This is a genomic window from Peteryoungia wuzhouensis (assembly GCF_003205195.1).
In the GTDB taxonomy this organism is placed as follows: Bacteria; Pseudomonadota; Alphaproteobacteria; order Rhizobiales; family Rhizobiaceae; genus Allorhizobium; species Allorhizobium wuzhouense.
The window spans coordinates 231985-244688 of record NZ_QJRY01000002.1 but is presented as its reverse complement, the minus strand read 5'-3'; the positions used below and the strand labels follow the sequence as shown (position 1 = coordinate 244688).

The window sequence follows — 12704 nt, the reverse complement described above, 5'->3', positions numbered from 1 at the left end:
GTACTCTCTCCAAAACTTACTTGACCAGAACCGGGCCCGTGCCGCGCAGGGGCTCGTTTTCGTTGATGATGCCGAGACGCTTGGCGACTTCCTGATAGGCTTCAAGCAGCCCGCCCATGTCGTGACGGAAGCGGTCCTTGTCGAGCTTCTCGCGGGTCTCGATGTCCCAGAGGCGGCAGCTGTCCGGCGAGATCTCGTCGGCCAGGATGATGCGCATCATGTCGCCTTCATAGAGGCGGCCGCATTCTATCTTGAAGTCGACAAGCTGGATGCCGATGCCGAGGAAGAGGCCGGAGAGGAAGTCGTTGACGCGAATGGCAAGCGCCATGATGTCATCGAGTTCGGCCGGGTTGGCCCAGCCAAAGGCGGTAATGTGCTCTTCCGAGACCATCGGATCGCCGAGCGCATCCGACTTGTAGTAGAATTCGATGATGGAGCGCGGCAGGACCACGCCTTCCTCGATGCCGAGGCGGGCAGACAGGGAGCCCGCGGCAACGTTGCGCACGACGATCTCGAGCGGGATGATCTCGACTTCCTTGATCAGCTGCTCGCGCATGTTCATGCGGCGAATGAAATGGGTCGGGATGCCGATCTTGTTCAGATGCGTGAAGACGTATTCGGAGATGCGGTTGTTCAGAACGCCTTTTCCGTCGATGACTTCATGCTTCTTCTTGTTGAATGCCGTTGCATCGTCCTTGAAGAACTGGATCAGCGTGCCGGGCTCGGGACCCTCATAGAGGATCTTTGCCTTGCCCTCGTAAACGCGGCGGCGACGGTTCATGAGTGGTTTTCTCTGTTGTTGGCATCTCGGCGCAAATGCGCGGACGCAGTGGATCGGTCTTTGAAGCGGTCCCTTAACGGAAAACCTCGGTTTTCACAATGCGCAGATCACCCCTTCCTGCCAAAACGTCGCGTCATCAGGGACTCACCCGGAATCGCGGAAGTTTGCATTGCACTTTGTACTCCCTTTTGATTAATGGGGAAACGTCACCGCACAACGACGGCACAATACGGGAGATTCAGATGAGCGGCATGAGTGATCGCGAAAAGGCGTTCGAAAACAAGTTCGCACATGATCAGGAGCTTCGCTTCAAGGCAGAAGCGCGTCGCAACAAGCTGGTCGGGCTCTGGGCCGCCGGTCTGCTCGGCAAGGCCGATGCAGAGGCCTATGCCAGGGAAGTCATCGCATCCGATTTCGAGGAAGCCGGTGATGAAGACGTCATCCGCAAGCTGAAGGCCGATCTCTCGGCCGGCGGTGTCTCGATCACCGATGAAGAGCTGCGCAGCAAGATGGTCGATTTCCTCGGTCAGGCGATCGAGCAGATCCAGAATTCCTGATTCGAAAACGTCAGAGACCCATCGATCCGCTCAGGCTAACCGGCCTGGGCGGATTTTCTTTGTTCCCGCAGCCGAATGGTCGTCCGTTCGAAATCTGTCGGTCTGGCAAGGCCATAGCCCTGCAGAACGTCGCAGCCGAGACGTTTGAGGATGCGCGCGTGTTCCTCCGTCTCGACGCCTTCCGCGACCACCTTGATTTTCAGCGAGCGGGCGATCTGGATGATCGACATGACCAGGACCCGTTGCTCCTGGCTTTCCGGCAGGTGCTCGATCAATTGGCGGTCGATTTTCAACGTTCCCGGCTTCAGGTTGAGCAGGCCGACGATCGAGGCGTGACCCGTGCCGAAATCGTCGATTTCGATGCCGATCGACAGGCGACGCAGCGTCTCGAGATTGGTTCGCACGACTTCGTCCTGGCGATCGAGGAAGACACTTTCGAGAAGTTCGAAGGAGACCGTGCCCGGCTTGATGTCGAGCTTCGACAGGCCCTGGGCGAGGTCCGGGTCGTTGAGCCTGCGGGCGGAGACGTTTACGGAAATCTTCGGGATATCCAGGCCGAGTGCTTTCCAGCGCGCGACATCGGCCAGGGATTTCTCCAGGATGATGCGATCGACCTGGGCGATCACGCCGCAGTCTTCGGCGACGGCCAGGAAGCGGTCCGGACCGAGGATTCCATGTTCCGGATGCTGCCAGCGCGCCAGGCATTCGGCACCGGTGATGTCGCGGGTGCGCGCATCGAACTGCAGCTGATAGTATGGAATGATCTCGTCGCGCTCCAGTCCGCGCAGCAACTGGTCCGAGAGGCGGTGGGCATCGACGAGCATGCTGCGGCTGGACGGCTTGTAGAACTCGTAGCGGTTCCGGCCTAGGTTTTTCGCATTGTAGAGCGCAATGTCGGCGTTCTGTAGCAGCTGGCGCGGGTCAGCCAGCCGGTCGTTGGAGTAGGCGATGCCGATACTCGCGCCGAATCGGCATTCGTGCCCGTTGTACCAGACGGGTTGACGCATGGTCTCGATGATCCGGGCGGCGACGTCGGACAAGGCTGTGGTCGTGCCGGAATGCGCGACCAGGAGGACGAATTCGTCGCCGCCAATGCGGGCGGCGAAATCGCTGGGACGAATGCTGTCTCGCAGAATTTTGGCAGCATGTTTGAGCATGGCATCGCCGGCACTGTGGCCCAGGGTGTCGTTGATCTGCTTGAAGCGATCGAGGTCGATGTGCAGGATGGCGATGCCGTGCCGCTCCGCTTCAGGCACGGCCCGCCAGTCGTCGATCCGTTGCTCCAGGAAGCGGCGGTTGGGCAGTCCGGTCAGGTAGTCATGCAGTGCCGAGTGTTCGGCCGCAATACGGGTGCGTTCCAGCTCCTCGTTGCGTGCCTCCGCCAGCGCCTTCTGGCGCTCCAGTTCCTCGCGCAGGCGCCGGTCTTCGGTCACGTCCCAGTTGACGCCGATCATCTTCAGGCGGCCGTCGTGGTCGACATAAGGCAGGCTGTTGGCGCGGATGTACCGTGTGCTGCCGTCCCGTGCGATGATGCGGTAATCGTCGGTGAAGGTTTCCCGCATCTCAATGCGCCGGGTAACATTGGCCAGGACCCGTTCGCGGTCGTCGGGGTGGAGCTTTTCCTCCCACCGGTCGCCGATCCGGATCTCGTCCTCTTCATCAACTTCGAAGATATGGCGCATGGCGTCGTCCCAGACGCTGATGCCGGCGTCGAAGTCGGTCTCGAAGACACCGATGCGCGAAATGTCGAGTGCCAGGCGCAGGCGCCGAGACAGGCCTTCCTGCCACTCCTCCTGGGCTTTGCGGGCCGTGACGTCGGTGTCCGTGCCGGTGATTCGAAGCGCGCGCCCCTGGTCGTCCGTTTCGATGCATGCGCCGCGGCATTCGATCCAGATGTAGTGACCGTCGTGATGGCGTTCGCGATACTGAAAGGTCAGATAAGCAGGGTCTCCTGAATTCTGCCGTTCGATGCAATGCAGCACATGTTCGCGGTCGTGGGGATGCACCGATTCCAGCCAGATTTCGGTGGTTGGCGGAATGGGATCATTTGGACCGAGACCGCGGATCCGGCGCCAGATATCGGAATAATAGTAGTCGCCGTTCATCCGCTGGTCCCAGACACCGGAGGCGGACGAGACCAATGCGTGGTTCCAGCGGCTTTCGCGAATGGCAAGGTCCGCCATATCGGCTTTCAGCCGCGTGATCTCGGCAAGCTGCAAGAGGACGGCACCGGCCGTGGCGGGTGCCCTCGAGAGAGACGCGAGAAAATGTCGGACCGTGGTCCCCGCTGTGATCCGGATCTCGATCTGGGTGATGTCCCCAGGGTTCAGAAGTCTGTTCTTCGCCAGGTCGAGAGCGGTTGCGTCATCGCTGTCCAGGTAGTCTGCAAAGCAGACGCTGTCGGTGCCGGTCAATGCCAGAATGTCAACAAGAGCCAGATTGCGATCGAGAATGACGCCGTCGGCGTCGAGCAAGGCGGTCGGCCAAGCGAGGTTGGACAGCGTCAGACTGCGCGCGTTGGCCGAATGTGCTTGGACTGCAGCGTTTTTGCGCAAGGTCGTGCTCTGAACCGGAAAGCTGCCTCAAGTCTAGGTCGCTTGACTTAAGAAGCGCTTAACCGGCTATGCCCGTCACCTGATGGCGCCGTAAACCTTTTGTTCATATTTGGCCGGGTCGTTCGCGACCGATCGTTTTCACAGGCGGCTGAGGAATTGCGCGAAGACCATCGTGCCCTCGGGCCAGGGGCCATGGCCGGAATCGGCGTTGATGTGTCCGGATTCGCCTGCATCGACCAACAGCGATCCCCATGCGTTGGCAATGTCCTCGGCATGGGCGTATTCCCCGAAGGGGTCGTTGCGGCTGGCAATGGTCATCGACGGGAAGGGCAGGGGATCGCGCGGGTAGGGCCCGAAGGTCATCAGGTGTTTGGGGCGGATCTCCGGATTGGCGACATCCGGCGGCGCGACGAAGAAGGCACCGGCCACCTTCTGCTTGAGTTGCGGGATCGCGTGGATGACTGTCGGGACACCCAGTGAGTGGGCAACAAGAACAACTGGCTTGGTCGAGGAATTGACCTCCTCGACGACACGGGCCACCCAATCCTCGCGCACCGGTTTCGACCACTCCGCCTGCTCGACGCGGCGCGCGGTCGACAGTTTGGACTCCCACCGGGTTTGCCAGTGGTCGGGGCCGGAATTGGTGTAACCGGGTACGATCAGGATATCGACATCAGAGACTTTCATGGCGCTTATCTGCGTTTGGCGATGCGCCGCGTCAAGGTTTCCGGTGCCGTCCCGGACAAAAAATCCGACTGCTGTATCGCGTCTGTCCACGCCGGCCCTTCATCACGATCCGGTGCGCGTCGTTCCAATGGCCGCGACATTCGGGCGCAGTGGTGATATGATTGTGTCGGATGCTCCTGCAAGACGCCGAGCATCCGTATGTGCCGCCTGCCGACCAGTCATGTGTTCTCGCATTTACGGCGTGTCGGTTTCATGGGGCATCGGGGGGCATGCCTCTTTCGTGCATTTCACTTTGCAGTCTGCAATTCCTGGGAATTCGAGGAGGAGTGAGAATGTCGACTTTTCATGTCTTGACCGGCCCCGCCGGACTTCTGGAGCGACCCGATATCCGCCGGATCTCGGTGGCCGACGTGTTTGATGCGCTGAGCGAGGGTTATGCCGATTTCCGCGAGAAGCCGTCGCATTATGCCTTCGTGGCGCTGATCTATCCAATCGCCGGTGCCATCATGATCGCCTGGAGCGCCGGTGCCGAATTGCTGCCAATGGTCTATCCGCTGCTTACGGGCTTTGCCCTGCTCGGGCCGCTTCTGGCGCTGGGTCTGATGGATATCAGCCGGCGGCGCGAGCGCGGTGAGGACGCGAGTTGGTCCAAGGTGCCGGCGATCCTCAAGTCGCCTTCGCTGCCGTCCCTGCTGATGATGAGCATCGGATTGCTTCTGCTCTTCATGGTCTGGCTGTTTCTGGCGCGGGGTCTTTATGACACCATGGTCAGCGACAATCTGGCGCCCGGCGTGTTCAACTTCATGTCCGGCATCCTCGGTCACCCGAATGCCGTTCCCTTCCTGATCTGGAGCAACGGCCTCGGTTTCCTCTTGGCGCTCGTCGCGCTGGTGGTCAGCATCGTTGCGTTCCCGCTGCTTTTGGACAGGGATGTCGGTGCGGTGACTGCAGTCTCCACCTCGATCCGTGCGAGCCTAGCCAATCCGGTGCCGGTCGCCGTCTGGGGCCTGCTGGTTGCCGGACTGCTCGCCATCGGCATGGCGACGCTGATGGTCGGGCTGGTCGTCATCGTGCCCGTGCTCGGACATGCCACCTGGCATCTCTATCGCAAGCTGGTGGTTGCGCGGCCGCACGTTTGATCGTCAATGCAAAAGGCCCGGCATGTCCGCCGGGCCTTGGTTCTCTCAGCTCTGATGGCCGAAATCAGCCGAAGACGCGGGCAAAAATCGTGTCGACGTGCTTGGTGTGATAGCCGAGATCGAATTTTTCGCGGATCTCCTCTTCGGAGAGTGCTGCGCGAACTTCCGCGTCGCCAAGCAGTTCTTCCAGGAAGTCGGCGCCCTTTTCCCAGACCTTCATGGCATTGCGCTGGACGAGGCGGTAGCTGTCCTCACGCGACACGCCGGCTTGCGTCAGCGCCAGCAGCACGCGCTGGCTCATGACCAGGCCCTTGAACTTGTTCATGTTCTTCAACATGTTCTCGGGGTAGATCACCAGCTTCTCGACGACGCCGGCCAGACGGTTCAGCGCAAAGTCCAGCGTGATCGTGGTATCAGGGCCGATGGCGCGCTCGACGCTCGAATGGCTGATGTCGCGCTCGTGCCAGAGAGCTACGTTCTCCAGCGCCGGCGTCACCGACATCCGCACCAGACGGGCAAGGCCGGTGAGGTTTTCGGTCAGCACCGGGTTGCGCTTGTGCGGCATGGCCGACGAGCCCTTCTGGCCCGGCGAGAAGAATTCTTCGGCTTCCAGCACTTCCGTGCGCTGCATGTGGCGGATCTCGATCGCGACATTCTCGATCGACGAGGCAATGACGCCAAGCGTCGCGAAGAACATCGCATGGCGGTCGCGCGGGATGACCTGGGTCGAGATCGGCTCGGCGACGAGGCCGAGCTTTTCGCAGACATGCTCTTCGACGCGCGGGTCGATATTGGCGAAGGTGCCGACGGCCCCGGAGATCGCGCCGGTGGCGATCTCGGCGCGGGCATTGACGAGGCGCGTCCGATTGCGGGCCATCTCGGCATAGAAGCGGGCAAAGGTCAGGCCCATGGTCGTCGGCTCGGCATGAATGCCGTGGCTGCGGCCGATGCGGACCGTGTCCTTGTGTTCAAAGGCGCGGGTTTTGAGCGCTGCCAGCACGCGGTCGACGCCGGCGAGCAGGATGTCGGCGGCGCGCACCAGCTGGATGTTGAGCGTCGTGTCCAGCACGTCGGACGAGGTCATGCCCTGATGGACGAAGCGCGAGTCCGGGCCGATGAATTCGGCAAGATGGGTGAGGAAGGCGATGACATCATGCTTGGTGACGGCCTCGATCTCGTCGATGCGGGCCACGTCGAATTCGGCCGCGCCACCCTTTTCCCAGATCATCCGGGCCGACTCTTTCGGGATGACGCCGAGTTCGGCGAGTGCGTCGCAAGCATGGGCTTCGATTTCGAACCAGATGCGGAACTTGGTTTCGGGGGACCAGATGGCGACCATTTCCGGCCGGGAGTAACGCGGGATCATCGGGCTCGTCTTTCGTTGGATCTGAAATTCTGGCCCCCCCTTAGCAAAGTGAGCCGATAAGCTCAACGGTTGCGGCGGGCCATGAGGATGGCAAGCACCAGCAAAATCAGGAAGGCCGTGGGCAGGAAGTGTCTGAGGCCGAGAACGGCGAACTGGTAGAGCGCCGAAGCGGAGGTAAAGACAAACTGGTAAACCCAGATGCGTGAAGGGAAGGGCGCGTGCCAATGGGCATAGAACATGCGGTATTGCAGGGCAAAAAGCCCGGCGGTTGCCCCGATTGTGGCAAGGCCGAGCAAGAGGAACCAGGCGGCAAAGATTTTTGCGGATCTCCTGCCGTCCCCGCTGAAGCAGACCAGAGGAAGGGCGACGAGCCATCCAATTACCCCGCCCGCAGCATAGATGGCGGTGAGGCCAATATCATGGCTGCCAGTTGCTCGACCGAAGACATGGATCGACAGAAGGAAACTCAAGGCCATGGCGAGCCCCCAGGCCAAGGCGCCCACGCTCCAAAGCTGCATCGAGGGCAGCCGGGCGCGCCTGATCACGGCTTCACCGGAACGGCAAGCCAGCGCAGATCGCTGCCTTCGAAGCCGAGCGACGCCACCTGGACCATGACCATGTGCGGGGCTGTCGATCCCAGGCCGGCTGTCACCACACCGCCGATCGCATAGGCGCTCGGGCAGTGACGGCTCTTCGGCACATTCCGGTCCCTGTAAACCTCGCGCTTCGTTTCGGGCTTGGCGTCGTCCGCAACGGAGAGGGCAAAGCCGCGCACAGGTGTGTTCATGCTGCGGCAGAGGTCCTCGCCCTCGGCATCGAATTCCTGCAGAGACAGCCGGTAAATGCCGTCTGAGACGTAGAAGCTCGGAAAGGCCTGATAGCGCAGGTCGTGCAGCTTTTCCGTCAATTCGCCGATGGGTGCGAAGGCGACGAGATGGCCGGGATCATCCCCGATTTTTCGCGCGTCGAGCAGCGCCTTGGCCTGGTTCAGGCTTTCGCGCCGCGCCTCACCGATCGATGCCTCTTCCTGTCGGATGAGGACCTTGATCGGCGTGCCCTCGACATAGCTGTCCGTCTCGGTGTCGATCACCTGGATTTCCGCATAGGGAAAGCCCGAGCCGTCCTGTTCGCCGAATTGTTCGAAGGCGAAGTATTTGCCGTCGGGGGAAAAACCCAGCGGCCGCATCTCCGCCACGTCTCCGGCGTTCGCGGCAAGAGCCGTGAGCAGCAGGATCGCGATGGTCGGAAGCGGTGACTTCACCCGCGTCCTCCCTCGGCCGCCTTGCGCAGGGTGGCCACCGTCTTGCGGTAGTCATCCACGCCATTGCCCTTGAAGATCGCGGAGCCTGCGACCAGAGCATTGGCCCCGGCTTTCGCAATCTCGGCGGCGTTGTCGGCGGTCACGCCGCCATCGACTTCAAGATCGATCGGGCGGTTGCCGATCAGAGCGTGCGCCTTGGCGATCTTGTCGGTCATGGCGGGGATGTATTTCTGGCCGCCGAAGCCGGGATTGACGCTCATGATCAGGATCAGGTCGAGATCATCCATCACGTGTTCGATGACCGAAAGCGGGGTTGCCGGATTGAGCGAGACGCCCGCCTTCTTGCCGAGTGAACGAATGGTCTGCAGCGAGCGGTGCAGGTGCGGCCCCGCTTCGGCATGAACCGTGATGATGTCGCAGCCGGCATCGGCAAAGGCCGCCAGATAGGGATCGGCCGGTGCGATCATCAGATGGCAGTCGAAGACGGCCTTGGTATGGGGGCGCAGCGCCTTGATGACGGCCGGGCCGAAGGAGATGTTCGGCACGAAATGGCCGTCCATGACATCCAGGTGAACCCATTCGGCGCCCGCCTCGACGACATCGGAGACTTCCTGGCCGAGGCGCGAGAAGTCGGCAGCGAGAATGGAGGGCGAAATCAGCAGGGGGCGTGTCATGGCGTGTTCCTCGGCAGCGCAGTCGCATGGGTGGCCGGCGCGATCCGGTGCCGGGTCCATGCGGGATCATGGCAGTCATTTCCGGTCCGCATAGCACCCGCGATGGTGTGCGGCAACCATGCCTTGGAATGAGATGCATCCGGGCTTGACGCGCCGGTGTCGGGCGTCCATCCCTCGACCGGATAAAGATCTCGGTCTGGGAGGACAACATGGCCAAATTCGCGATCATCACCGGCGGCAGTTCGGGCATCGGCCGACACCTCGTTTCGGCCTTCGTCACCTCCGGTTACGACGTCGCCTTCACCCATATCGGCCAGGCGGAAGCCGCTGCTGCCGTCGAGGCGGAAGCGGCGGCGCTCGGAGGCCGGGCTCTTGGCCGCGAGTGCGAGGTTGCGGGCAGCGAGGCCATCGAGGCGTTTCTCGATGAGGCAATTGCCTGGGCAGGCCAGGCGCCGGATGTGCTGGTCAACAATGCCGGGATCCAGACCTGGGCTTCGCTGCTGGAGTTGTCCGAGGAACGCTGGGATGCAGTGATCAGCACCAATCTCAAGGGCACTTTCCTCAACACGCAGCGTGTAGCGCGGCGCATGGTGGCCGCTGGCAAGGGCGGTTCGATCGTCAATCTCGGCTCCGGCTGCAACAAGCTCGCCTTCCCGAAGCTCGTCGATTACACGGCGTCGAAAGGCGGGATCGAGCAGTTCACCAAGGTGTCCGCCGTTGAGCTGGGGCCGCAGGGCATCCGCGTCAACTGCATCGCGCCCGGCGCCATCGAGACGGCGCGGACGCAGGCCGAAGCCCCTGATTATGCGAAGACCTGGGGCGACGTCACGCCACTCCGCCGCGTCGGCACGCCGGAGGACATCGCAGGGCCGGTGCTGTTCTTGTGCTCCGAACAGGCGTCGTTCGTGACCGGTCAGACCATCTGGGTCGATGGCGGTGTCTTCACGCAGGCCTTCTGGCCCTACCGTGACTGAGCTGAAGCCCTACTGTGTCTTGTCCGGGACGGCGACGAAGGCGTTGCCTTTCCATTCGAGCAGGCGATAGGGATTTTCGCTCAGTTCGTGATCTTCTCCAAAGGTGACGGGACCCAAGGCCGTCTCGAAGGGGGTGCCGACCAGCGCATCCGGCAGCGCCGTTCCCATGGCCGACGAAATGCCTGCAGCATCCGCCAGGATCGTCACAGCCGCATGGGCTGGCAGAACATAACCTTCTGCCGAGATCTTTTTCTCGGTCAGTTCTGCCGCCAACGCCTCTGCGGAGGGGCCTTGCGGTGTCTCGTCCAGACCCACGGCCAGCACGCCATCTTCCAGCGGCACCGGTTCATTGGCAGCGCGCATGGCGTCGCCACCCAGGATGGTCAGCGCCAGCTTTTCGGTCTTCGCATCGCGGGCGATCACGGCGACATCGTTGCGGTCACCACCGATGAAGACACGGGATGCGCCGGTCTTCTTAAGTCGGCGCACGAGGGTGAGCTGCTGCTCCTGGCCCGGCCGGAAGGTGTCGGTGAAGACGGGTTTCAGGCCGCTTTCCTCAAGGCTTGCGCGGACGGCATCCGCCAGCTCTCGACCGCGAATGGTCCCGTCATCCAGGAGGGCCACGGCGTCGCCCGCCCAGTCGCGCAGGATGATTTCGGAGAGCTTCTTTGCCTCTGCATCGCTATCTGGGGCAAGGCGGAAGAAGGGCCAGCTCTCCTTGGCCGAATCTTCCATCAGGCCCTTCCAGCGAACCGAAAGCGTGATGGCCGGAATGCCAGCCTCTGCCAGCTGCGGCAGCCCGCCGACCAGGCTCTCGCTGCAGAGGAAGCCGATCGCCGCCTTGGCGCCGGCCGCGCGGATCTGTTCGGCAATTTTTGGCCCGCTGCCTTCCGTGCAGCTTTCCTCGATCTCGACCAGCGCGATTGACAGCCGGTCGGCCGCCAGGTGGGCGCCCTGACGCACCTGCTCGCCGAGCACGTCAAAGAGGCCGCTCTTGGGGGCGACGACAGCCAGTGTCAGCGGCTCGGCAAACGCCGGCGCGAGCGCTATGGCAGTCATGGCGCCGGTCAGCAAAAGTCGTTTCATTGGCAGGTCCCACATTGCTTGGCGGCATCCTAACCGAAAGCTTAGGCAATTGGAAATGCTGGCTTTCCGGCCGATGAGCAGGCGGTCTTGAAAAACCTTGGCGCTGTTGTGGAAAAGGTAAGGCTTGGCGTCCATATTCGCCATCGAAGTGGGAATGCATGCAGGGAGACAGCATTTGAGTCGTGAAGGTCTGGATCCGGTCTCCTATCGCGAGGCGATGAGCCATTATGCCGGCCATGTGCAGGTCGTGACATCCGAGCACAAGGGCGTGCGGCGTGGGGTGACGATCACCGCTGCATGCTCCGTCTCCGACAATCCGCCGACCGTGCTCGTGTGCCTGAACAACAGCAATCTCAGCAATGATGTCTTGTTCGAAAGCGGTTTCTTCGCGCTCAACTCGCTCGCCGCCCATCATGAGGCGCTGGCCGGTGCCTTTGCGGGTTTTGGCAAGCTCTCGGCGGAAGAGCGTTTTGCACTCGGAACCTGGCGGACCCTCGAAACGGGTGCGCCTGTGCTCGACGACGCGCTTGCCGCTTTCGACTGCCGGGTGGTCGATCGCAAGGTGACGGCAACCCATACCGTGTTGTTCGGCGAGGTGCTGGCCCTGCATATGGGTCCGAAACAGCCCGCTCTCATCTATCTGGACCGGGGCTTTCGCACGCTGTAAGCTTTTCCCACAAGAGGAGGAGACATGGCAGAACGCGCGGATACGGGACTGCCGCAGACGATCGATGCCGTCATCGATCTGCTCGCGGATGAGGATTATCTGGCCGGCCGGCCACTCGCCACGGTGCTGTTTCTCGCACTCAGGATGAAGCGGCCGCTGTTCCTCGAAGGGGAGGCCGGCGTCGGCAAGACCGAGGTTGCGAAGGTCTTGGCCAAGGCGCTGGACCGGCCCCTCATTCGCCTGCAATGTTATGAAGGCCTTGACGTCGCATCCGCCGTTTACGAGTGGAACTACCCCGCCCAGATGCTGGAAATCCGCATGGCGGAGGCCTCGGGCATGTCCGATCGGTCGCGGCTGGAAAGCGACATCTTTTCCGAACGTTACCTGATCCGCCGGCCGGTCTTGCAGGCGCTGGACGGGCAGTCCGGTCGCGCCCCGGTCTTTCTGATTGATGAGCTGGACCGCACCGACGAGGCTTTCGAGGCTTTCCTCCTCGAAGTGCTCTCGGATTTCCAGGTGACCATTCCCGAATTCGGCACGGTGAAGGCGGCAGAGCCTCCCATCGTCATCGTCACGTCGAACCGCACCCGCGAGGTGCATGACGCGCTGAAGCGCCGTTGCCTCTATCACTGGGTCGATTATCCGGCCGCTGCCGAGGAACTGGCGATCATCCGCCGCAAGGTGCCAGGCTGTGATGTGCAGCTGTCGCGCCAGATCGTCGGGTATGTGCAGAAGCTGCGGACCGTGGACCTGTTCAAGAGCCCCGGCATTGCCGAGACGATCGACTGGGCGACGGCGCTGACCGAACTCGACCGGCTGGCACTCGATCCCGAGACGATTGCCGACACGCTCGGCACGCTCTTGAAATACCAGGAAGACATAGCGCGCATCCAGGGCAGCGAGGGCCAGGCGCTTCTCTCCGAGGTCAAGGCCGAGCTGCTTGCGGCGGCGGTGTGA

At 62.0% G+C, this 12704-nt stretch carries 13 protein-coding genes; 5 read left to right on the top strand and 8 right to left on the bottom strand.

What is annotated here, in order from left to right:
- Window positions 1-16: 16 nt before the first annotated feature.
- Window positions 17-781 carry a phosphoribosylaminoimidazolesuccinocarboxamide synthase gene (gene purC, locus DMY87_RS07070; RefSeq protein WP_110790595.1) on the bottom strand — a complete coding sequence of 255 codons (765 nt, stop codon included), beginning with the start codon at window positions 779-781 and terminating at the stop codon, window positions 17-19.
- A gap of 242 nt (window positions 782-1023) precedes the next feature.
- Between purC and DMY87_RS07065 the strand changes: the two genes are divergently transcribed.
- Window positions 1024-1338 (top strand): DUF1476 domain-containing protein, encoded by a 315-nt coding sequence (locus DMY87_RS07065; RefSeq protein WP_110790594.1) that lies wholly within the window; start codon window positions 1024-1026, stop codon window positions 1336-1338.
- A gap of 35 nt (window positions 1339-1373) precedes the next feature.
- Here DMY87_RS07065 and DMY87_RS07060 read toward each other — a convergent pair whose 3' ends face one another.
- Window positions 1374-3893 carry a sensor domain-containing protein gene (locus tag DMY87_RS07060; protein ID WP_245408847.1) on the bottom strand — a complete coding sequence of 840 codons (2520 nt, stop codon included), beginning with the start codon at window positions 3891-3893 and terminating at the stop codon, window positions 1374-1376.
- 138 nt (window positions 3894-4031) lie between these two features.
- Window positions 4032-4580 carry an alpha/beta hydrolase gene (locus tag DMY87_RS07055; RefSeq protein ID WP_110790593.1) on the bottom strand — a complete coding sequence of 183 codons (549 nt, stop codon included), beginning with the start codon at window positions 4578-4580 and terminating at the stop codon, window positions 4032-4034.
- A gap of 332 nt (window positions 4581-4912) precedes the next feature.
- On the opposite strand from DMY87_RS07055, the gene DMY87_RS07050 reads away from it, so the two are divergent.
- Window positions 4913-5719 carry a DUF2189 domain-containing protein gene (locus DMY87_RS07050; RefSeq protein WP_110790592.1) on the top strand — a complete coding sequence of 269 codons (807 nt, stop codon included), beginning with the start codon at window positions 4913-4915 and terminating at the stop codon, window positions 5717-5719.
- A 64-nt stretch (window positions 5720-5783) separates the two neighbouring features.
- Here DMY87_RS07050 and purB read toward each other — a convergent pair whose 3' ends face one another.
- The 4 genes from purB to rpe form a co-directional block, all read right to left on the bottom strand.
- Complete coding sequence (gene purB, locus DMY87_RS07045; RefSeq protein WP_110790591.1) at window positions 5784-7085, bottom strand: adenylosuccinate lyase; 1302 nt, start codon at window positions 7083-7085, stop codon at window positions 5784-5786.
- A 62-nt stretch (window positions 7086-7147) separates the two neighbouring features.
- A complete protein-coding gene (locus DMY87_RS07040) occupies window positions 7148-7630 on the bottom strand; it encodes a hypothetical protein (RefSeq protein ID WP_245408846.1) in 483 nt (160 codons plus the stop codon).
- On the bottom strand, window positions 7627-8346 hold the full coding sequence (locus DMY87_RS07035; protein WP_110790590.1) for a DUF2259 domain-containing protein: 720 nt from the start codon (window positions 8344-8346) through the stop codon (window positions 7627-7629). Before DMY87_RS07035 ends, DMY87_RS07040 begins: the two co-directional genes overlap by 4 nt.
- Complete coding sequence (gene rpe / locus DMY87_RS07030) at window positions 8343-9020, bottom strand: ribulose-phosphate 3-epimerase (protein WP_110790992.1); 678 nt, start codon at window positions 9018-9020, stop codon at window positions 8343-8345. Before rpe ends, DMY87_RS07035 begins: the two co-directional genes overlap by 4 nt.
- 209 nt (window positions 9021-9229) lie before the next feature.
- Here rpe and DMY87_RS07025 point away from each other — a divergent pair, with 209 nt between their 5' ends.
- Window positions 9230-9994 carry an SDR family NAD(P)-dependent oxidoreductase gene (locus DMY87_RS07025; protein ID WP_110790589.1) on the top strand — a complete coding sequence of 255 codons (765 nt, stop codon included), beginning with the start codon at window positions 9230-9232 and terminating at the stop codon, window positions 9992-9994.
- A 9-nt stretch (window positions 9995-10003) separates the two neighbouring features.
- Here the strand turns inward: DMY87_RS07025 and DMY87_RS07020 are convergent, their stop codons facing one another.
- A complete protein-coding gene (locus DMY87_RS07020) occupies window positions 10004-11080 on the bottom strand; it encodes a branched-chain amino acid ABC transporter substrate-binding protein (RefSeq protein WP_110790991.1) in 1077 nt (358 codons plus the stop codon).
- A gap of 217 nt (window positions 11081-11297) precedes the next feature.
- On the opposite strand from DMY87_RS07020, the gene DMY87_RS07015 reads away from it, so the two are divergent.
- Window positions 11298-11747 carry a flavin reductase gene (locus DMY87_RS07015; protein WP_110790990.1) on the top strand — a complete coding sequence of 150 codons (450 nt, stop codon included), beginning with the start codon at window positions 11298-11300 and terminating at the stop codon, window positions 11745-11747.
- A gap of 24 nt (window positions 11748-11771) precedes the next feature.
- Window positions 11772-12704 (top strand): AAA family ATPase, encoded by a 933-nt coding sequence (locus DMY87_RS07010; RefSeq protein ID WP_110790588.1) that lies wholly within the window; start codon window positions 11772-11774, stop codon window positions 12702-12704.

Excerpts from the sequence above, each read along its gene's own strand:
- purC (WP_110790595.1), bottom strand. The coding sequence starts at position 781 with ATGAACCGTCGCCGCCGCGTTTACGAGGGCAAGGCAAAGATCCTCTAT.
- DMY87_RS07065 (WP_110790594.1), top strand. The coding sequence starts at position 1,024 with ATGAGCGGCATGAGTGATCGCGAAAAGGCGTTCGAAAACAAGTTCGCA.
- DMY87_RS07055 (WP_110790593.1), bottom strand. The coding sequence starts at position 4,580 with ATGAAAGTCTCTGATGTCGATATCCTGATCGTACCCGGTTACACCAAT.
- DMY87_RS07050 (WP_110790592.1), top strand. The coding sequence starts at position 4,913 with ATGTCGACTTTTCATGTCTTGACCGGCCCCGCCGGACTTCTGGAGCGA.
- purB (WP_110790591.1), bottom strand. The coding sequence starts at position 7,085 with ATGATCCCGCGTTACTCCCGGCCGGAAATGGTCGCCATCTGGTCCCCC.
- rpe (WP_110790992.1), bottom strand. The coding sequence starts at position 9,020 with ATGACACGCCCCCTGCTGATTTCGCCCTCCATTCTCGCTGCCGACTTC.
- DMY87_RS07025 (WP_110790589.1), top strand. The coding sequence starts at position 9,230 with ATGGCCAAATTCGCGATCATCACCGGCGGCAGTTCGGGCATCGGCCGA.
- DMY87_RS07020 (WP_110790991.1), bottom strand. The coding sequence starts at position 11,080 with ATGAAACGACTTTTGCTGACCGGCGCCATGACTGCCATAGCGCTCGCG.
- DMY87_RS07015 (WP_110790990.1), top strand. The coding sequence starts at position 11,298 with ATGAGCCATTATGCCGGCCATGTGCAGGTCGTGACATCCGAGCACAAG.
- DMY87_RS07010 (WP_110790588.1), top strand. The coding sequence starts at position 11,772 with ATGGCAGAACGCGCGGATACGGGACTGCCGCAGACGATCGATGCCGTC.